Below are 20,602 nucleotides of genomic sequence, written 5' to 3' on the forward strand. Positions count from 1 at the left end.
GGACGCGGCGACGAAGCCGGCGTGCGCCGGGGCAACCTCGTCAACCGAAACGTACCGCATGATACTGCGCCTGCCGATCGTTGACCTTCTTATCTCGAAAATGAGGGTGCGATGGCAGGCGCGTCCGTCCGGTCGACCGCGATCCGGACCGGGTGGTCAGAACGCGTGACGCATGCCGGCCGTCACCGCGACCTGCGTGCCCGTCGACGACGGCGACAGCGTGTTGATCATCGCGCTGGCGAGCACGGAGCCGGCCGGCGCGCCATGCACGTGCTGATACACGCCCTCGAGATAGAAGTCGGTCCGCTTGCTCAGCGAGTAATCGGTCTGGAGCATCACCGTGTTCCATGCCGGCGATGCGTTCGTCGCGCCGTTCGAGTACGCGCCGTCGGTGAACGTGTAGGCGGCCGACACGGCCCATGCGGGCGTGATCGCGTACTTGGCGTTGACTTCGTAGTTGTCGACGCGCAGCGTGCCGCCGAGCGGCATGTAGCTGCCGCTGCCGAGGGAGATCACGCTGGCCATGTCGTCGATCTGCGTGTGGCTCCAGACGAGGCCGACGGTGGCCGGGCCGAACGTGTAGTTGCCGCCCGCGCCCCAGATGCGCTGGCGCTCCGCGATGAAGTTCGCGCTGCCGTCGCCCTGCGAAATCGCGCCGTTCAGGTTGCTGCCGGCCACGCCGCCGCCGGCGCTGTTGAACTGCAGGTAACCGGCCGCGAGGTTCACGGGGCCCTGCGAGAACCCGGCACTGAACCCGTACGCGCGGTTGTTGGCAAAGCCGCCGGCCTTGTTGCTGAACGAATACATGCCTTCGACGGTGACGCCGTAGAAGGTCGGGCTGACGTACTTGACCGTGTTGTTGACGACCACCGAGTCGGCCGCCAGGTTGTCGTTCTCGAACGGATGCGCGGCGAGGTTGCCGCCCCAGGTGTTGCTTTCGGCCGAGAGCGGCCCGAGCAGGTCGTTCAGCACGTCGAACTGCCGGCCGAACGTCACGGTGCCGTACGGATCGCTTTGCAGGCCGACCCAGGCCTGCGAGCCGAAGCCGTCGCCGGGGAACGCCTGCGTACCGTTGTTCAGGTTGAAACCCTGCTCCAGCTTGAAGATGGTATGCAGGCCGCCGCCGAGGTCTTCGGTGCCTTTGAGACCGAACACCGTGTTTTGCGTCGAGCTCGTCCCCATCTGCCACGCGCTATGGCCGTTCTGGTTGTTCGTATAGACGATGCCCGTATCGATGAGGCCGTACAGCGTCACGCTGCTTTGCGCGTGTGCCGCTATTGAAAACGCACCGGAAATTGCGAGTGCCAACAACGATTTTTTCATTTTCTGAGCTCCACGATTGATTCACACAATGAAAATGGATGTCTGATGCCCGATGCCTGATCGGAAGCCCGCTCGTCGCAGTGGCGACGGCTACGGGCTACGCATTCGCGCACGGGACGGCGCCGTCAAACGGGATGGCCGACCAGGATCGCGATCGCCTGGCCGAGCGTCGCGACGACGATCGCCAGATAAGTGGGGTGGTCAAGGAAGAAGCCGACAATGCTTGTTTCATCGCTGCGATTGCGCCACATGCCGATGTAGCCGCGCGTCAGGATCAGGCCGAACAGAAAGCTGAATCCGAACCACGCGCCCATCCATCTGCTTCTCATCACGAAATCCTCTGCGCCTGCGAATATCGTCAGACAGGCAAGCTGCGAAGCGAGTACGACCCATACGGCGGGATGACACCGATCGTTGTCTTTCATGAACCCGCTCTCGCGATGTCCGGTTCATCCGGTGGTGTAGCGGGCATGTTTCCGACCGCACGCATCGTGCGCCGCATTGCGATTCGCAGCCGCCAACCGCCGCTCAGGCCGCCCGTTTCTCGTTGCGTGCCGGGGCAGTCAATCGACGTCGGCGTTTGCCGAAAGGCGGCGTCACGGCGGACGCGCTACGGCCCGCACGCAACCCTGGCCCGTCACCCGGTTCGCACGATTTGCCGCTCGCCGCGCTTGCGTCCCGATTGCATGCCAGGGGGTTTGCCGGAATCGCGAAGTCCCCGCCGCGATTCCGCGTGCGCGCTCACCGACCGGCCGGCAGCAGCCGGCCGGTATCGCTTGCCCGCTTCAACAGGCGCGATCGATGGCGTCCGCGCTCACTGACAGATCGATGCCCCGTTGCGATTACTCGATCGCCTCGCCATGGAGGATCACGTCGAGGCCCTCGCGCTCCTCTTCTTCCGTCACGCGCAGGCCGATCGTCAGGTCGATCAGCTTCAGCAGGATGAAGCTCAGCACGCCGCTGTACACCAGCGTGATCACGACGCCCTTGAGCTGAAGCATCACGTTGCCGTCCGCGCCGCCGATATCCTTGACAGCGAACACGCCCGTCAGCAGCGCGCCGAGAATCCCACCCACGCCGTGCACGCCGAACGCGTCGAGCGAATCGTCGTAGCCGAGCTTCGACTTGAGCCACGTCGCCGACCAGAAGCAGATCACGCCCGCCGCGATGCCGATCACCAGTGCACCCGTCACGCCGACGAAGCCGGCGGCCGGCGTGATCGCCACAAGACCCGCGACCGCGCCCGACACGATGCCGAGCACCGACGGCTTGCCCTTCGCAACCCATTCCGCGAACATCCAGCCGAGCGCCGCGCAGGCCGTCGCGACTTGCGTCGTCAGCATCGCGAAACCGGCACGGCCGTCAGCCGCCACCGCCGAGCCCGCGTTGAAGCCGAACCAGCCGACCCACAGCATCGAGCCGCCGATCAACGTCAGCACCAGATTGTGCGGCGCCATCGCTTCGCGGCCGTAGCCGACACGCTTGCCGAGCACGAGGCACGACATCAGGCCCGCGATACCGGCGTTGATGTGCACGACCGTGCCGCCCGCGAAGTCGAGCACGCCGTCGGCCGACAGCCAGCCGGTCGGTTCCCACACCATGTGCGCGATCGGCACATAGACGATCAGCGACCAGAGCGCCATGAACACGAGCATCGCCGAGAACTTCATCCGGTCGGCGAACGCGCCGCAGATCAGCGCCGGCGTGATGATCGCGAACGTCATCTGGTAGACGAAGTAGACCGTCTCGGGAATCGTCGGCGCGAGGTGGCTGACGGTCAGCGTCGTCGCCTTGTCGCCGTGGATGTAGTTCATCCCGTGCAGGAACGCGCGCGACAGGCCGCCGATGAAGCCGTTGCCCGGCGTGAACGCGAGGCTGTAGCCGACCACCGTCCACAGCACCGTGATCAGCGCGGTGATCGCGAAGCTCTGCATCACCGTCGCGAGCACGTTCTTCTTGCGGACCATGCCCGCGTAGAACAGTGCGAGGCCCGGCACCGTCATGAACAGCACGAGCGCGGTGGAGGTCAGCATCCACGCGGTATCGCCCGAGTTGATCTTCGACGCATCGACCGAGAACGGCGCGGTCGGGACGGCAGGCGCGGCCGGGGCCGACGCGGCGGCAGCGGCCGATGCGTCGGCGGCGCCCGAAGCCGGTGCCGCAGCGGCGGCGGAAGCGGCGGCCTCGGACGCAGCCGGCGCCGAAGCGGCCGGCGCAGCGGCAGCGGCCGATGCGTCGGCGGGCGCCGAGGCGGCAGGCGCAGCCGCGGCCGACGCCGCGTCGTCCGCAAGCGCGGGACCAACGCCGGCCGCGATCAGCGAGCCAGCCATCAGCAGGGACATCAGAAGTTTACGCATCGTGGTTTTCCTCTTGTCACTCGTCTTGTCTGTTACAGCGCGTCCGCGCCCGTCTCCCCGGTGCGGATCCGGATCACCTGCTCGATCGGCGTGACGAAGATCTTGCCGTCGCCGATCTTGCCGGTGCGTGCAGCCTGCTCGATCGCTTCCACTGCCTGGTCGACGAGATCGTCGGGCACGGCCACCTCGATCTTCACCTTCGGCTGGAAATCGACGACGTATTCGGCGCCCCGGTACAGCTCGGTGTGCCCTTTCTGGCGACCGAACCCCTTCACTTCCGTCACCGTGATGCCCGACGCGCCGAGGGCGGAGATCGCCTCCCGCGTCTCATCGAGCTTGAACGGCTTGATGATTGCGCTGATCAATTTCATGTGGGCTCCTCTTTCGTTTTGCTGTCAAACGTCGATGCCGCGATCCGACTCGACGAGTGATTGAGCAACTGCCGTGCCAGCACTGGCCGTTCTCGCAAAAACGATCTTGCAGTCGCCCGTTTTCGGGTGCCCGGACTGGCCACGAAGCGGCATTGGAACTGCGATCCCGGAGAATCGCCCTTACTCCCGGTTTTGAATAATTGATTTGGATTCCATATTGATTGACGGTGGGAACGTATGCACCACGGTCAAGCAAGCCCCGTTTCCGCCGACCCAATAACGTGCATCCGCGCTCGGTTTCGTCGTGCGCGCCCAATAAAAATTACATTTCATCGACATTCGCCTTTCCAAGCCCTTCGTTTCAATTCGATCGGGTCGGCTTCCCGCCATACCGATTGCGGATCCGGCAAGCCCCGAGGGATTCCCGGTGCGCCCGTGCGGGAACGTGCCCGCGCCCCGCCGCCGCCGGGGAAGATGGAAAGCACGCCGGAAACGGAGCATGATTTGCCGAACAGATCTCCTCGGTCCGGTCGATTCGTCAAATGGATAACTTCGATCTCAACCTTTTGCGCGTTTTTGACGCGTTACAGCGTCACGGACATCTGGGCAAAGCGGCCGTGGAGCTGAATCTGAGTCAGCCTGCCACGTCCTATGCGTTGAAGCGCCTGCGCGAAGAGCTTGGCGACGCACTCTTCGTCAAAACCCGGTCCGGCATGCAACCCACGCCACGTGCAATGCAGTTGGCGCCCGTGGTTCAGTCGGTACTGGCCGAGATTCGTGAACGCGTGCTGACGGCGCCGAATTTCGAGCCGGACAAGGCTCGGCGCACATTCAACATTGCGATGTCGGACGTCGGAGAGATGGTGTCTCTTCCGAAATTGCTGCAGCGGATGACCAGCCTCGCTCCCGGCGTCAATGTGACGACGGTGTCCCTGGCGCCCAAACAGCTACTGTCCGCACTTCAGCGAAGCGAGGTCGATCTTGCGATCGGATATTTTCCGGATCTCGATGGCGTAGACGTCTTTCAGCAACGCCTGGTTCGGCATTCGTTCGTGTGTCTTGTCCGGAAGAATCATCCGGCGGTACAGGGGCGGCTGACCAGGAAGCTCTTCTGCGAATTGCCCCATGCGGTGGTTCAGGCCGAGGGCCGCCGCCAGGAAATCGTTGAACAATTCCTCAAAGGACACGGTATCCAGCGCAGGGTGCTCCTCCAAACGCCGCATTTCTTGAGCATCCCGATGACCATCGCGATGACGGATCTGGTCGTCACGGTTTCCAGCGATGTCGGCGAGATCTTTGCGCGCATCGCCGATCTCGCGCTTCTGGAACCTCCGTACAGGTTGCCGCATTTTGACGTCAAGCAACACTGGCACCGCTCGCAGCATGACGATCCCGGTAACCGCTGGATGCGCGGCCTCGTGCACGAACTATTCATGCACGAGGCCCGATCGAAGCCTGACTGAAGCCTCGCTGACGGCCGCCATGGGGTCCGGATGCAGGTTATCAGCCTTGTGGAAGAGCGTTATTCGTGAGATCGGCTTGTCGAATGTTCGCCTTGGCGCGACACTCGTCGCACCTGCTCTTCAAGCAAGTTCGCCTGGAGCCGAACCGGCCCGGATCTGCCTGCCCCGATACAGAGCCCGTCGATTCATGCTTGCTCCGCCGTATTGGCGCGAGCCTCGTTACGAGCGACATCCCAAAACATTTAGGAGACTTGACATGTCGGTTATCCGCTTCGAACGCGACGACAACGTTGGACACATCGTGATGGCCGATGGCCCGTTGAACCTGATCAACAACCGGTTCTGCGAAGCACTCAAGAGTGCCGTACACGAGGCCAGCAACTCCGGGATTCGGGCTCTGATGGTGCGCGCCGAAGGAGCGAATTTCAGTCATGGCGGAGACGTCCTTGATTTCATCGACAAGGACTTCAACGATTGGCGCACCTTCATCAGCGAGATGAACCAGGCTTACCGCGCGATCGAGGCGCTACAGATTCCGACCGTCGCAGCCGTTCGCGGTGCGTGCTTCGGTGGCGCATTCGAGCTTGCGCTGGCCTGCGACTTCATTGTCGCTGCCGATAACGCGGTCTTTCACCACTTTGAGGCTTCCGTCGGTTCTGCGCCGGTGGCAGGCGGCGTTCAGCGCCTGGCAGAACGCGCCGGCCGCGCGATGGCCGCTCGGTTCACGATGCTGGGCGAACCGATGACCGGCAAGACGGCCGGCGAACTCGGCGTAGCGGCTTTCGTTTGTCCCGATCCGGACGTCGAGACCACGGCAGCATCGCTGGCCACCCGGCTGTCCAATGGGCCGACCCGCTCGTATGCAGCCATCCGTGCACTGCTGAAGGCGTGGGCGGGGGGCGGCGTGCCCGCCGCCGACGCCGTACTGCTGGACATCACGATGGGGCTGCACGGTACGGAAGACGCACGCAAGGGTCGAACCGCACGCGTCGAAGCCATCAGGCGAGGGGTCCAGCCAGAGCCCGTTGTATTCATCGGACGCTGATCTGCTGCCCGGCGGGCCGCTGACGACCTGGAACCGCTGGCGCATACCCACCATCACATCTGTTTGATCCACGCCAGGCAACGGGGACGATGCGAGAGGGATCACGCCGCCGTCGATCGTGAACGCGCCGTTGCGCTGGTATGGGGAGACAAATTCCGCCGATCCACCGGTCATTGCCGGTCGCGTCGAAAAGGGACGGCGTCCGCGCCCCGTGGCTGATTCGGTGAAGGAAACCCGCACCGATCGTCGCGGTACCGGCCTTCACATAGCCGTCGATTACGGCACGCGTATCGGTGAGTGACGGGCTGCGGTATCATCGCGGCCGTGCTCAAGGGCTCTCGGACGCACCCGTCAATGACCGATCGAAACTATCAGGAAATCCTCAAACGAATTTATCGCGATATCGAACCATGGCGCACCACCGGCCACGTCGCGGACTACATTCCCGAGCTTGCGAAAGTGCCCGCCGAGCGCTTTGGCATGGCGGTCGTGACGCTCGACGGCAACGTTTACACGGTCGGCGACGCGCACGAGCGCTTTTCGATCCAGAGCATCTCGAAGCTGTTCGCGTGCACGCTCGCATTCCAGCTGCTCGGCGACACGCTGTGGGAACGGGTCGGACGCGAGCCGTCCGGCACAGCGTTCAATTCGCTCGTGCAGCTCGAAAGCGAGCGCGGCAAGCCGCGCAATCCGTTCATCAATGCCGGCGCGCTCGTCGTGACCGACGTGCTGTCCCGCCGCTTCGTGAGGGCCGAGACCGCGCTCGTCGAATTTGTGCGGCGGCTGATCGGCACGAACGACATCGACTACGATTCGCGCGTCGCGGCGTCCGAACTGCAGCATGCCGAGCGCAACCGCGCGATGGCGCATTTCATGGCGAGCTTCGGCAACATGCAGATGCCGCCGGAAACCGTCGTCGACGCATATTGCCGCCAGTGCGCGATCACGATGAACTGCGTCGAGCTCGCGCGCGCGGCGCTGTTCCTTGCGAACGGCGGTGTCGCCCCCGTCACCGGCGAGCGCATCGTCGATTCGAGTTCCGCGAAACGGCTGTCCGCGCTGATGCTGACCTGCGGCACCTACGACGCGGCCGGCGACTTCGTGTACCGCGTCGGCCTGCCCGCGAAGAGCGGCGTCGGCGGCGGCATCATCGCAGTGCTGCCCGGCGAGATGGCCGTGTGCGTGTGGTCGCCGGGGCTCGATGCGAATGGCAACTCGCTGGCGGGCACGCTCGCGCTGGAATGGTTGACGACGTATTCGGGGCGGTCGATCTTTTGAGGCGGCGGAGTCGGGCGTGACTCGCCCGGCGCGGCGGCCGCGTGCTGGTGGTGGTGCGCGTCGGCACGCCAAAGGGGAAATCGTCGTTCGGCGGCGATCGACCCGATGCCGACATCTGGTATCCGCATTGGTGAGGCCGCTACGGGTTGCTTTCCGGACATTGACACCACGACAGCCGCGAGACGATATAGCGTCCCACGTTGCATGCATGCCGAACCCTGAACACCCGACAGCAAAACAACGAACGCTCAGCGTCCGGCGTCCTTGTGCTTCGACGACTCGGCCGTGACCCGCCTCCTCCCCTGCTTCGCACGCGGATTTTGCGCTGACGCCTTGAACTGGCTCGGACTGCATCCGAACCGCGTTCTGAACCACCGCGTGAACGCGCTCGGCTCCGAGAATCCGAGCAAGCCCGAGATTTCCGACAATGGCCGCTCGCGCCGCTCCAGATGACGCAGCGCCAGTTCGCCGCGCACCGCGTCGAGTATCGATGAAAACGTCACACCTTCCTCGGCGAGATGGCGATGCATCGTGCGGCGGCTCATGCCCATCTGCCGAGCGACCGTGTCGATCGAGCTTCGACCTGACGGCAGGAGCAGAAAGACCAGCTTGCGCACTTCGTCGGACAACGGGAGATCGGCCGCTTCGTCCGCACTGCCGAGATAGCGGCGCACATACTGACCCATGACGGGATCGGCCGAAGGTAGCGGAAGTTTAAGGTCGTTGACGTCGCAAACGATGCCCGTGAACGCACGGCCGAACTCGACGTTCGGCCCGAATACGCGCGAATGGACGGTGCGGTCGGCGGGCGGCCCGTGCGTGAAGCAGACCGCTTTCGGACGCCAATTCTCACCGAGGAAAAAGCGCAGCAAGCGGAACATGACCGCGAGCGCGAGCTCATCGCCCTGCCGCACCGGCACGCCCTGTCCTGCCAGCAGCTCCACGCGAATGATCGCGACATTTGCCTCTTCCTCAACGCCGATGAACACCGCCTCGTTCTGGAGGTGGCTGTAGCGCGCCGCGGCGTTCAGCGCGTGGCGCAGCGTCGGCTCGTCGCGCACCGCGAGCGCAAGCGGACCGAGATTCGACACCCGGCGCGTCTCGGCCATGCGCAATCCAAATGCCTCGACACCGCTCCTCTGGGCCGACAGTTCGAGCAGCAACGCAACCTTTTCGGCCGGGATCCTGAGATCGACCTCGCTCAGGCTCTCGGCCGGCAGCCCGACTTCGGCAAGCATTTGGTACGGATCGAGCCCCGACGCGCGCGCAATTTCCGCGTAGTGGGTGAGGCTGGCGCTGCGAATGAGTTTGCGCATTAGGGTCTTCCCGTGATGTCCCCGGATGTTAATAAATTGACCCGTAAAGTCAAGCGACCAACAGGCGCGCGGCCTAGTATCGGTCCATCTCCTGCACGGCTATCGCCCAGGCGCGCCGTGCAGGCCTCGTCGCCTTGACCCATTGAACGCGAAGGACGATTTCTGATGAATACCAACGGCGCCACGGCCACCCCGGTATGCGATGCGCTGCGCGCGAGCGGCAACTGGAACCCGAACTGGGACCCGTTCGCGGAACTCGATCCCGACTGGACAGAGAAATTCATGGCAATGGGGGCGGCACCGATGATATCCGGCGTGCTGGACCCCAAGACGATCGAGTTCATCGCGATTGCCGTCGACGCGTCGTGCACGCACATGTACGCCCCCGGTGTGCGGCGCCACATCCGCAAGGCGCTCGAGCTGGGCGCCACGCGGCAGGAGATCGCGGCCATCCTGCAGTGCGTCTCGGTTCTCGGGATCCACTCGATGAGCCTCGCGGCGCCGATCCTGCTCGAAGAAGCGGCCGCGCTTGAAAGCACCGCCGGCGACGGCCAGAAATAACCCCTCCGACTCCAGAAGGACAGATCATGCATTTTCTCGACGATTCGTTGCTGCCTGAGCACCAGGAAAAGCTCGTGATTCAGGTCGCGCCCTATGGCCCTCAGTTCCTGCCGAGCGATTCCGACGACATCCCGGTGAGCATGGACGCGCAGATTCAGAAGGCCGTCGACTGCTACAACGCGGGCGCCACCGTGCTTCACGTGCACGTGCGCGAGGAAGACGGCAAGGGCTCGAAGCACCTGTCGAAGTTCAACGAGATGCTCGCGCGCTTGCGCGAAGCGGTGCCCGGAATGGTGCTGCAAGTGGGCGGCTCGATCTCGTTTGCACCGGAGAGCGAAGGCGAAGCGGCAAAGTGGCTCAACGACGACACGCGCCACATGCTCGCCGAGCTCACGCCCGTGCCCGACCAGGTGACCATCGCCATCAACACCAACCAGATGAACGTCACCGAGCTGCTCACGCCCGAGGACTGCGGCGATACCTCGATGGGTCACCCCGCGTATTTCCAGGCCTACAAGGAAATGTGGATTCCCTCTGGGCCGACCTTCGTCGAGGAGCACCTGAAGCGCCTGCAGGCCGCGGGCATCCAGCCTCACTTCATGCTCGGCGACGTCGGCCAGCTCGAGAGCGTGGAAAGGCTGATCCGGCGAGGCCACTACACCGGTCCGCTGGTGCTGAACTGGGTCGCCATCGGAGGCGGCGCCGACGGCCCCCATCCGCGCAACCTGATGGAGTTCATCAATCGATGCCCGCAAAACGCGGTGCTGACCGTCGAAAGCCTCATGCGCCACGTGCTGCCGCTCAACACGATGGCCATCGCCATGGGCCTGCATGTGCGGGTCGGCATCGAGGACAACCTTTGGGGCAGGCCCGGCGAGCGCATGACATCGGTGCAGCAGGTCGAGCAGATGGTTCGCATTGCTCGCGAGCTTCATCGGGACGTGGCGAGCGGCGAGGATGCGCGTCGCATCTACAAGATCGGCGAGCACTACGGCAGCGCCGGCGAGACCTTGAGCGCGCTTGGGCTTGCGCCGAACCGCCGGCCCGGCCAGCGCGGTTTCCAGATCGCGGCCTGAAGCGCGGCTGCTGCGGGTGCGCCCCGGAGGCGCGCCCGCCTCGCAGTCCCGATGCACACCCGCTGTCGGAAAACATGACAAGACATCGCTCGAGCGGTGCGGATTCGTGGAGACACGCATGACCTGGAAGAACTACCCCTGCGCGGCATTGGCGACACTGCTGCTCACGCATATCCTCGCGCACATCGACCGCAACATCCTGCTGGGCTTCTCATCGAGCCTGATCGCCGACCTCGGGCTCAGCAACGCGCAGTACGGGCTTCTCGTGGGGGCTGTCTGGGTCCTCAGCTATGCGGTGATGGCCGTCGTGACCGGCGCCTTCGCGGATCGCTTCAGCCGCACCCGCGTGATCGCGTCAGGACTGCTCGTCTGGAGCTTCTGTACAGCTGCGTCCGGCTCCGCTGATAGCTTCGAGCAACTGGTGGCCGCCCGTTTTCTGGTGGCGACCGGCGAAGCGGCGCTGGTCCCGGCAGCGGTCGGCATCCTTGCGGAAGTCTTTTCGGCGCGTCGCCGCAGCACCGCGCTCGGACTGTTCTTCATCGGCATTCCGCTCGGGGTCGGCTTCAGCTTCCTGCTGGCCGGAACCTTCGGCGTCGCTTACGGCTGGCGCACGACGTTCCATGCGCTCGGCGCAATCGGCGCCGTCATGGCGGTGTGCCTCGCATTCCTCAAGGACGATCGCGCGCAAGACGTGGCAGCCGATCGCGGAGCGCCCTTCGCCGAGCAACTGCGCGAAGTCCTGCTCATGGTGCGCGGCAACCACGCACTCCAACTGGCGATCACCGGGTTTGTCCTTGCGCATCTGGTATTTGCCAGCCTCTCGTTCGCCCAGCTGTGGCTGGTGCGCGAACGGGGACTGGATCCCGCCGGGATCACGCACATCATCGGCGACGTGCAGATCGTCTTCGGCACGCTCGGCGCAGTCGTTGGCGGCACAGCCGGCGATCGTTTCGCGCGGCGCTTCGCCTGCGGGCACGAGGGCTTCATGGCGATGCTCGTAGCCATCTGCGCACCGCTGATGATTGCATACCGCTTCGCGCCGGCGGGCTCACCGTTGTTCTACGCCGGGATGTGCGCGGGCGCCTTCCTGCCGCTTGCGCTCTACGGGCCGGCGATTACCGTTATCCAGGGCCACGTGCCGACGCGAATGCGCTCGACGATCACGGGCTTGACGATGACGCTCATCAACATATTCGCAATCGCACTCGGGAACTTTGCTGTCGGCGCGCTGAGCGACCGGCTTGCGACGGCTGGCATTCACGGGCCGCTGACCCTGGTTCTGCTCGGGACCGACTTGCTTGCCGTTGCGTCGTTGCCATGCTTCCTCGCACTTGCTCGACGCTCCCGCTCGCGGGAGGCGCACGGCGACGCAGAGCGGGAGAAAGCGTGCACCAGGTCGTCCCGGCAGCAACCCCAAAACTGAAGAAGGTCCAATCATGAAAAGCGCCATCGAGCAATCCCGACCCAGCGCTGGTCCGCTGGCGGAGCGCGTGGCACTGGTGACGGGCGTCGGCCCCGGCCTTGGCCGGGCATGCGCAGTGGCATTGGCCCAAGCCGGCGCCCACGTTGCGATCTGCGATGTCGACACCGAGACCCTGGAGGCAACGCGCGCCGCGGTCGTCGCCGAGGGCGCGCAATGTCTCGCGGTTCGCTGCGACGTGTCGTCGAGTGTCGACATGCGACGCATGTTCTCGCAGTTGGTCGAGCGCTTCGGCACGCTTCATATCCTCGTGAACAATGCGGCCCTGACGCCGAACCGGCCGGAGGATACGCGCCGGCGCAATCTTCACTACCGCTATATCACGACGCCCGTGCCGCGGCAGTCGCTGGGCTTCACCAGCAGCATGAGCGACGAGGACTGGCATCGCTACTGGGGCGTGAACGTCGATGGCGTGTTCTATTGCGTTCGGGAAGCGCTCAGGCTGATGGAGCCTCAGCGTTACGGCCGGATCATCAATGTCGCCTCGATTGCGGGCATCAGCGCGATGAGCGCGCACAGCCCGCACTACAGCGCGACCAAGGGCGCGGTGATAGCGTTCAGCAAGGCGCTGGCGGCGGAGGTGGCTGGCGCAAATGTCTACGTCAACGTGCTGGCGCCCGGCGGGGTCGCGACGCCGGAGTTCAACGCGTATCTCGGCTCGATGGGCGACGAGGCTCGCAACCGGCTTTGGCAAATGGTCCCTTCGGGCCGCCTGGGTACGCCCGAGGAATACGCAGCCACCGTCGTCCATCTGGCCGGCGATCACTATCTGGTCGGGCAGGTGATCAGCCCGAATGGCGGAGCGGTGATCTGAGCACCGGAGCCACTGCGCGCTCCGTCCATCTGCTGCCGGCACAAACAGCCGGCCCGGTTTCATTGCAACACTGGCCGACCAGTTCGCCTGATTCAATCTGCATATCTAATTAATATTGGAGACAAAATGAAATTCAAATGGAGTGGCGCTGCAGCGCTTGTCGTGTTCGCCAGTGCGGCACACGCGCAATCGTCGGTGACGCTGTATGGCGTCATCGATACCGGTTTCCTTTATCAGAGCGCAAACGCCGCGAACTTCCAGTCCAAAGTCAATCTCGGGCATGTCTACGGGCTCAAGGACGGCGGCATCTATTCGAGCATCTGGGGCTTGAAGGGCACCGAAGACCTCGGTGGAGGCTACAAGGTCAACTTCAAGCTTCAGGGGGCCTTCAACAGCGGCAACGGCAAGACCGGACTGTCCAACACGCCGGGTGCCACCGCGATGTTCAACCAGCAGACGACCGTGGGCGTCTCCGGCCCGTTCGGCTCGATCGACGCGGGCCGCCAGATCGTGCCGATGATCTACGCGATGGCCAACACGGACGTTCGCAACGCGAAGTACTTCGGCTCCATCCTGACCGCCTGGCTCGGCCTGAACCAGGCCGCGAACTGGCAGGGCCTCAGCACGAACGGCCCAATCGGGGCGCTCTATGACGACAACGCCATCGTCTACCAGTCGCCCAGGCTCTACGGCGCCGCGCTCGCGCTCGAGTATGCGCCGGGCGGTGTCCCCGGCACGTTCCAGGGCGGCACGCGCGAGTCGGCCGTGCTTACGTACTCGAACGAAGGCCTGAACCTTGCCGCCGTGTACTACAACGGACACGACACGAACCCCACCATGCAGACGGCCACCGGGGCGCTCGTCACCGCGCCCTCGACCGGTGTGAACAACAACCGCTTCTGGTATCTGGGCGCGATGTATACATTCCACGACTTCTCCGTGTCGACCTCCTACAGCATCGGCAAGAACCCGTCGAACAGCAGCGGGCCCAAAGGCGTCAACCTGGAGATGATCTCCGCGGGCGTCGGGTACAAGTTCAGCCCGTTCTTGCGCGTCACGTCGGGCTTCTACTACCTGAAGGACCGCAACAACTCGGCCAATCACTCCGACGCATTCGCCGTGGGCGCCGAATACAACCTCTCGAAGAGCACGCTCGCCTACGTGCAGGCCGGGTATGTCGACAACCACGGCAACATGAGCCAGACGATCACGTACGGCTCGCCGGTTCCCGAGGGCCGCTCGACCACCGCAGCGATGATTGGCATTCGCCACAGCTTCTGATCTCCGTCAACCCGACAACCGGGGCATTTCATGACTCAAACAAGGGCGCCGAGATCGCACGGCGCGTCCCCGGCGTGACGTGAACGATCCTGCCGCCGGCAACCTAGAACAGATGCCGCAAGCCGGCCATGACGCCCAACTGGGTCGTACCGGACGCGGAACTCGGCGCGTTCACGCCCTGGAACTGCGCGCCGACCAGGCCGCCCCGGTAGAGCGAGTAATCGACTTCGAGATATGTATCCGTCCGTTTCGACCAGTTGTAGTCCGCGAGCAGCTGGAATTGCGTCGCGTTGCCATCGGCCGGCTGGTTCTTCCCGGTCTGGATCGTGCGCCACACATTGGCAGAAAAACGAGCGGCATGGCCTACCGCCTGCGTCACCCCGCCGAAGAACATTTGCCGGGAACTGAATGTATTGAACTTGATTGCGGTCAATTCGGGCCCACTGAACGGGCCGTTGGGGAAGTTGCCGACGAAGCCGGCGTCCTGCCGGTTCACGGCCCAGCCGGCAATGAGCGTCGTACTGTCGAACGTATATGACCCGCCGGCAGCCCAGGACTTGAAATGCGCGGAACCGTTTACGGCATCCCGTGAGTCGAGGTACGCGGCCCCAAGGCTCAACGGTGCGCCCGGCAGATACAGCACCGACGCCCCGATCTGGCTCCCTGCGCCGAACGCGCCGGCATTGCCGCCGAACGCATACGACACCTCGACCGTCAGCGATTGCCATCGCGCCGCGTACTTGACCATGTTGCTTGTCCATACGCCCTGGGCCATCATCACTTCCGGCCGGAACTGGTAAAACGTCGGCAGCCAGCGATTGGTCACAAACGCGCGCATCACCACGTCGGAAAGCGGATTGAACTGCCGTCCCATCGTCAGCGTTCCGAAGCGGTTCGATTGCACGCCGACGATCGCCGTGTTGAAGAACGGATAGGCGGGATCGCTGGCCCCCGAATTCGGAAAGAAGCGATCTTCCAGCTGGAACAGAACCTTCGTGCCGCCGCCGATGTCCTCGACGCCCTTGATTCCGAAGTGGCTCTCGCTTTCGCCGCTGGTGAGCCGGATCTGCGAATCGCCTGCCGGATTCGCATGCGTCGTATAGCGGATCCCCGCATCGACCAGCCCGTAGAGCGTGACCGACGACTGGGCTGCCGCCGAAACGGAGTAAAGCGCCGCCGTGGAGATCACGCCGGCCAATAGCCCGGCCTTGCCCGAACACGATACGCCGAGCGCGCGCAAGCGGGCGTGCCGTCGGTCAGGCAACCGGGCCCGCAACGACGCTGCCCGTCCCGACTGGCAAGGCATTGCCGTGCGGCAATTTTCCGCTCCATCACGCCGATTTCCGCTGCTCCGAACGAACCCGCTGAACACTCTCCGAACCATCCTCATGCACAGACTCCGATCTTGTGATTATGTCGTACTGCGAATTATCTATTTCACTTTGCGGTATCGCGTCCCTGCCCGCCTCCGGATCACGGTTCCCGATGCCGCTTCTCGTCTTCCTGCAGCAGCCTCCAATGGATTTTCCCGCTTGCCGTACGGGGCAGGCTGTCGGCGAACCGGATCACGCGCGGAACCTTGTAGGACGCCATGCGCTCGCGAGCCCACGACACGATCTCCTCCGCCGTCGCATGCACACCGTTGCGCAGCACGACGACAGCCATGACCGACTCGCCTCGACGCGGGTCGTGAGTCGCAATCACGCATGCCTCCTGTACGGCAGGATGCTCGAACAGCATCGACTCGACCTCGGCCGGCCACACCTTGTAGCCGGATGCGTTGATCATGCGCTTCAGCCGGTCGACGACGAAGAAGTAGCCGTCCCGGTCGAAATAGCCGAGATCTCCGGTCCGCAGATACCGCTTGCCGTCGATCGATACGAACGCATCGCGCGTGGCTTCCGGCGCATTCCAGTACCCGTCGAATACTTGCGGCCCGTTCACCAGGATTTCACCGGTTTCTCCTTCGCCAAGCGGCTTCAGCGTGTCCGGATCGACGACGAGCGACTGCGTGTTGAAAACGGGAACGCCCATGCACTGCGGCTTGCTGTGCCGCGGCGGATTGATGTGGGTCGCCGCCATCGTTTCGGTGAGGCCGTACCCTTCGATGTACGGGATGCCCCAACGCGCCTGAATCCGCTGCGCAACGGCCGCCGGCATCGCGGCACCGCCCCCGCTCAGGTACGTGATGGAACGCAGGTCGAATGCGTCGATGTCCGCCAGGTTCAGCAGGTCGATCACCATCGTGGGAACCGTGACCCACGTGCTGACCCGATGGCGTTCGATCAGGTGTGCTGCGCATCCCGCATCCCAGCGGGTCATGATCACCATCGTCGCGCCGATGAAGATCGGCATGTTCATGCAGTTCTGCATGCCGGTGACATGGAACAGCGGCACGGAGCACAGCATCACGCTGTCGCTCGCGAGGTTCGGCCATTCCGCGCACGAAACCGTTGAATGCATCACGCTTCGATGGGTATGGATACACCCTTTCGGACGTCCGGTGGTGCCGGACGTGTAGGGAACGACCGCCAGATCTTCGGGCCCGGAGCCGTGGGGACGCGGCATGCACTCACGCGTCAGTGCGTTGCGCCAGTCGGTGACGGCCACCTGGTCATCGACCGGCGCGGCATGAGGCTGCGGCTCGGCCCGAGTCAGCACTTCGGGTAGCGGCAGATCGGTCTGGCTGCGCAGATAGTCGGCGTAACGTGCGCGGATCACATGGTCCAGGTGGCGGCCCGACAGCGGCCGGACGTGTTCCATGAGTTCGTCGCCGACAAAGGCGACGCGGGCGCCGCTGTCTTCCAGGATGTGTTCCAGTTCCAAAGTCCGGTTCATCGGATTGACGGGCACGACGACCGCATCGGCGCGCAGGATCGCATGGAAGGCGACGACGAATTGCGGGCTGTTCTGCATGTACAGCACGACGCGGTCGCCCCGGGCGATGCCGCAGTGCTGCTGCAAAAAGCCGGCCATCCCGTCCACTTCGTGCCGCAATTGCCGATAGCTGACGGAATTGCCGTAGTAAAGGATCGCGGACTTTTCCGGATGGCGGCTTGCGCAGGCTTCGAGATTTGCGTACAGCGACGTCGGTGGCACGGACAAATGGCGCGGCACGCCGACTTCCTGACGCGTTGATGTTGCCGTCATGTCTACTCCAGGCATAGAACGATGAAATGCAGCGGGATGGCGTCGCGCGTCGAGCCGGATCGCTTCCGCCGCGGGCAACGCGCCCGCGACAGAAGTCACGATCCATCCAGACGAAAAGCGTGGCCGCCGATGGACGACGCTTCGAGCGCCGGGCAATCGCGGTTCAACGCTTTTGAAGCAATTGACGGCTCCACTGCCCGATTTCTTCCAGCGTCTCGGCGGTTTCCGGCAGGAACGGGAACAGCGTAAAGACGTGCACCGAGTCGTCCACCATCTTCAGCGTCACGTCGGCGCCGGCTGCCTGCGCCCGCTCCGCAAAGCGCGTCGTGTCGCTTTCCAGCACTTCCCCGCGCACGGCCGACAGGAATACCGGCGGAAGATCCGCGAGATCCGCGAACAGCGGCGACACCATCGGATCCGTCGGCTCATGGCCCTGGAAGTAGGACGCGACCAGGTTGGACAGCGTCTCGCGATTCGCCGCCGGGTCATTGCCTGAATTCGCCGTGACGGACGGGCCGCCGAGGGTCAGGTCGGTGAGCGGGCAGATCGCGATGACGCCAGCCGGCAACGGCATGCCCGCGCGACGCAACGCAGCCGCCAGCGCCAGCGCGAGGCCGCCCCCGGACGATTCGCCGCTCAGGAACACCGTCGACGGATCGACACCCGACGCGAGCAGGCCGCGGTACGCGCTGAACGCGTCGTCGAACGCCGCCGGATACGGATGCTCGGGCGCAAGTCGATAGTCGACCGTGTAGCACGGGCCATTCAGCGCGCGCGACAGGCGGCTGGCGTATTCGACCGAACTCCTGGCCGAACCGAGCACATAGCCGCCGCCGTGGAAGTGCAATACGGTGGCCCTGGCGGCGGCCTTGTTGGCGGCATTGAGTCCCACGCCAGCCGCCACCCGCGCCGCGCTCGTCCCGTAAAGGTCGACATCCGTCACGTCGGTGCCGGCCGGCACCGGGAACTGCTCCAGCAGGAACCGTTCGTAGGCCGCGCGTTGCCCGCGGTCGCCACGCGCGATGTCATCGGGCGCAAACACGCCCTTCCACAGATCGAACGCGCGCTGGCTCTCGGGGCGCGCCATCCGCTTCCCTTCGCGCGCCGCGCTCAAGCCCACGACTTCGCCGGGCGGCAATTTCACTGCGTCGAGGATGTCGTGCCCCCAAGCGAACGACCACGAAGCCTCGGCCAGCGGATCGATACGGGAGAGCCCCTTCAGGCGTCCGTTACGTTGGCGTACGCGCGCTTCGTCGGGTTCGTGCGCCCAATCGACGACGAATCGCGCCCCCGCCTGAATGCGCGTGGTACGCGGCTGGCGGCGCCGTTCATATTCGAGCAGCGCATCCTGGACGCCGGCCGGGCCGTGCCGCTTCAGGCAGGTAGCGACGACCCACGCGTCCTCGATGGCCTGGCAGGCGCCTTGCGCAAGGTACGGCACCATCGCATGCGCGGCGTCGCCGAGCAGCGCGATCCTTCCGGTGCTCCACTGGGCGATCGGATCGCGGTGATACATGCCGGTAATGAACGCCGAGTCCACGGCTTCCAGCATCGCCTGCACGGTCGGCTCGCAACCCTCGAACGAGCGCCGCAGTTGCGCGACGTCCCCCGACTGGGTCCACGATTCGCGGCTCACCTCGGTGGCCGGCACCGACGCAAGAATGCTGTACAGATCCTTGCGAACCCAATACGACACGATATTCCGGCCGACGCCGAACCAGTTGTTGCCCGCCACCGGCAGCTTCAGCCCGGCGAGCCGGTCTGCGGGAATCAGCGAGCGCCACATCAGGATGTTCGCGAACTGCTTCTCTTCGGGCCCCCTGAGGGCCGTCCGCACGGCGGAATGAATGCCGTCGGCGCCGATCACCGCGTCGCCCCGAATGACCTCGCCGTTCTGAAGCGTGACTGATGCACCATCGTCATCCTGCGAGATCGACGCGCATTCGGCCCCGAGGCGCACCACGTCGGGCGGCAACGCCTTCGCGAGCAGGTCGATCAGGTCGGCACGGTGAACGTTGTAGAGCAACGCGCCGTAGCGCGCCTCGGCCTCCTTGCCGAGCGGGGCCACGTACAACAGGCGTCCCGTCGACAGCTCGAGATAGTCGAACCGCTCGGGCACCGTCGCAATCGCCGCCAATGCGGGTTCCAGCCCCAATTCGCGCAGCACGATCGTGCCGTTCGCCGCGATCTGGACGCCCGCCCCCACCTCCGTCAATCGCGGTGCACGCTCCAGTACAATCGGCTCGATTCCGTGGCGCAGCAGCGCCAGAGCCGTCGTGAGCCCACCAATGCCGCCTCCGACAACGATCACCTTCATGCTAGTTTCTCCAACTGAGTTAGTTATCTCAGTGTAGTTAGTTAACAAGACACGGTAAAGTAATGAGCACATCAGGGAAAACCCTTCGGTCGGACGGGGCCGAGACGCGGACTCGTCTGAAAGAGGAAGCCCAACGACTTTTCGCGCTACGTGGATTGGACGGGGTGTCCGTGCAGGACATCATTTCCGCCGCCGGGCAGCGGAACAGCGCGTCGCTGCGCTATTACTTCGGGAACAAGCTCGAACTGGCGCGCGAGCTCGTCGTCGACGGCGCACGGCTCATCGACGAAGACCGGCAGGCGCGGCTCGACAAACTGGAGGCGGCGGGCGGGATCACGCTGCGGGCCGTGCTGGGCGCACTGATCTTTCCGATGCTCGATCTGGCGGAGCGCACCGGTCAGGCGACGTACATCCGGATGATCGCGAATCTGCAACTCAACAACCGGGCGTTCTTGCGCGAGGCGCTGGAAAACAAGTGGAATCTCGGTTATCAGCGCTGCAATGCGCACCTGAGAACGTTGCTGCCGCATCTTCCGCCGGCGATCGTGGATCACCGGCTGTCACTCGTCGGCATTTACGGCAACAGCGCACTCGCGGCCTGGGAGGCGAGCCGGGACGACGCCGAACCGGATCGGCTGTGGTCGCCGCGCTATGCGATATCCGGCATGATCGACACGTTCGAGAGCGTGCTTTGCGCGGAGCCCTCGGAGGAGACGCAGTCCCTGCTGGGCGGATCCGACGGCGCGCGCTGAGCGTCTCGCCGACGGACC

The 20,602-nt window shown here is 64.4% G+C and carries 17 protein-coding genes; 9 read left to right on the top strand and 8 right to left on the bottom strand.

The window, feature by feature from the left end:
* Positions 1-156: 156 nt before the first annotated feature.
* From ACV229_RS27570 to ACV229_RS27585, 4 genes are all read right to left on the bottom strand, one after another.
* Positions 157-1,323 carry a porin gene (locus ACV229_RS27570; RefSeq protein WP_448086275.1) on the bottom strand — a complete coding sequence of 389 codons (1,167 nt, stop codon included), beginning with the start codon at positions 1,321-1,323 and terminating at the stop codon, positions 157-159.
* Between the two features lie 125 nt (positions 1,324-1,448).
* Positions 1,449-1,652, bottom strand: a complete 204-nt coding sequence (locus ACV229_RS27575) for a hypothetical protein (protein ID WP_448086276.1) — start codon at positions 1,650-1,652, stop codon at positions 1,449-1,451.
* Between the two features lie 513 nt (positions 1,653-2,165).
* Positions 2,166-3,680 carry an ammonium transporter gene (locus ACV229_RS27580; RefSeq protein WP_448086277.1) on the bottom strand — a complete coding sequence of 505 codons (1,515 nt, stop codon included), beginning with the start codon at positions 3,678-3,680 and terminating at the stop codon, positions 2,166-2,168.
* A gap of 32 nt (positions 3,681-3,712) precedes the next feature.
* Positions 3,713-4,051, bottom strand: a complete 339-nt coding sequence (locus tag ACV229_RS27585) for a P-II family nitrogen regulator (protein ID WP_448086278.1) — start codon at positions 4,049-4,051, stop codon at positions 3,713-3,715.
* A 542-nt stretch (positions 4,052-4,593) separates the two neighbouring features.
* Between ACV229_RS27585 and ACV229_RS27590 the strand changes: the two genes are divergently transcribed.
* The 3 genes from ACV229_RS27590 to ACV229_RS27600 all read left to right on the top strand — a co-directional run bounded on the left by ACV229_RS27590 (position 4,594) and on the right by ACV229_RS27600 (position 7,837).
* On the top strand, positions 4,594-5,514 hold the full coding sequence (locus ACV229_RS27590; protein WP_448086279.1) for a LysR family transcriptional regulator: 921 nt from the start codon (positions 4,594-4,596) through the stop codon (positions 5,512-5,514).
* Positions 5,515-5,770: 256 nt separating this feature from the next.
* On the top strand, positions 5,771-6,559 hold the full coding sequence (locus ACV229_RS27595) for an enoyl-CoA hydratase/isomerase family protein (protein WP_448086280.1): 789 nt from the start codon (positions 5,771-5,773) through the stop codon (positions 6,557-6,559).
* A 354-nt stretch (positions 6,560-6,913) separates the two neighbouring features.
* Positions 6,914-7,837 carry a glutaminase gene (locus tag ACV229_RS27600; RefSeq protein WP_448086281.1) on the top strand — a complete coding sequence of 308 codons (924 nt, stop codon included), beginning with the start codon at positions 6,914-6,916 and terminating at the stop codon, positions 7,835-7,837.
* Positions 7,838-8,085: 248 nt separating this feature from the next.
* Here the strand turns inward: ACV229_RS27600 and ACV229_RS27605 are convergent, their stop codons facing one another.
* The gene (locus ACV229_RS27605) at positions 8,086-9,153 is read right to left on the bottom strand and encodes an AraC family transcriptional regulator (RefSeq protein ID WP_448086282.1); all 1,068 of its coding nucleotides are present in this window, start codon (positions 9,151-9,153) and stop codon (positions 8,086-8,088) included.
* 165 nt (positions 9,154-9,318) lie between these two features.
* Between ACV229_RS27605 and ACV229_RS27610 the strand changes: the two genes are divergently transcribed.
* From ACV229_RS27610 to ACV229_RS27630, 5 genes are all read left to right on the top strand, one after another.
* Positions 9,319-9,714: a carboxymuconolactone decarboxylase family protein gene (locus ACV229_RS27610; RefSeq protein ID WP_448086283.1), complete on the top strand. Its 396-nt coding sequence runs from the start codon at positions 9,319-9,321 to the stop codon at positions 9,712-9,714.
* Positions 9,715-9,740: 26 nt separating this feature from the next.
* Positions 9,741-10,790, top strand: a complete 1,050-nt coding sequence (locus ACV229_RS27615; protein WP_448086284.1) for a 3-keto-5-aminohexanoate cleavage protein — start codon at positions 9,741-9,743, stop codon at positions 10,788-10,790.
* A gap of 118 nt (positions 10,791-10,908) precedes the next feature.
* Complete coding sequence (locus tag ACV229_RS27620; RefSeq protein ID WP_448086285.1) at positions 10,909-12,213, top strand: MFS transporter; 1,305 nt, start codon at positions 10,909-10,911, stop codon at positions 12,211-12,213.
* Positions 12,214-12,226: 13 nt separating this feature from the next.
* A complete protein-coding gene (locus ACV229_RS27625) occupies positions 12,227-13,084 on the top strand; it encodes an SDR family NAD(P)-dependent oxidoreductase (protein WP_448086286.1) in 858 nt (285 codons plus the stop codon).
* Between the two features lie 126 nt (positions 13,085-13,210).
* Positions 13,211-14,365 carry a porin gene (locus tag ACV229_RS27630; protein WP_448086287.1) on the top strand — a complete coding sequence of 385 codons (1,155 nt, stop codon included), beginning with the start codon at positions 13,211-13,213 and terminating at the stop codon, positions 14,363-14,365.
* A gap of 103 nt (positions 14,366-14,468) precedes the next feature.
* On the opposite strand, the gene ACV229_RS27635 is transcribed toward ACV229_RS27630, so the two are convergent.
* From ACV229_RS27635 to ACV229_RS27645, 3 genes are all read right to left on the bottom strand, one after another.
* Positions 14,469-15,605, bottom strand: a complete 1,137-nt coding sequence (locus ACV229_RS27635) for a porin (RefSeq protein WP_448086288.1) — start codon at positions 15,603-15,605, stop codon at positions 14,469-14,471.
* A gap of 233 nt (positions 15,606-15,838) precedes the next feature.
* Positions 15,839-17,515, bottom strand: a complete 1,677-nt coding sequence (locus tag ACV229_RS27640; protein ID WP_448086289.1) for a long-chain-fatty-acid--CoA ligase — start codon at positions 17,513-17,515, stop codon at positions 15,839-15,841.
* Between the two features lie 163 nt (positions 17,516-17,678).
* The gene (locus ACV229_RS27645) at positions 17,679-19,904 is read right to left on the bottom strand and encodes an alpha/beta hydrolase fold domain-containing protein (RefSeq protein ID WP_448086290.1); all 2,226 of its coding nucleotides are present in this window, start codon (positions 19,902-19,904) and stop codon (positions 17,679-17,681) included.
* Here ACV229_RS27645 and ACV229_RS27650 point away from each other — a divergent pair.
* Positions 19,895-20,584 (top strand): TetR/AcrR family transcriptional regulator, encoded by a 690-nt coding sequence (locus tag ACV229_RS27650; RefSeq protein WP_448086291.1) that lies wholly within the window; start codon positions 19,895-19,897, stop codon positions 20,582-20,584. The two genes, ACV229_RS27645 and ACV229_RS27650, sit on opposite strands and share 10 nt — an antisense overlap.
* Positions 20,585-20,602 lie beyond the last annotated feature (18 nt).

The sequence above is a fragment of the Burkholderia sp. MR1-5-21 genome, assembly GCF_053427715.1.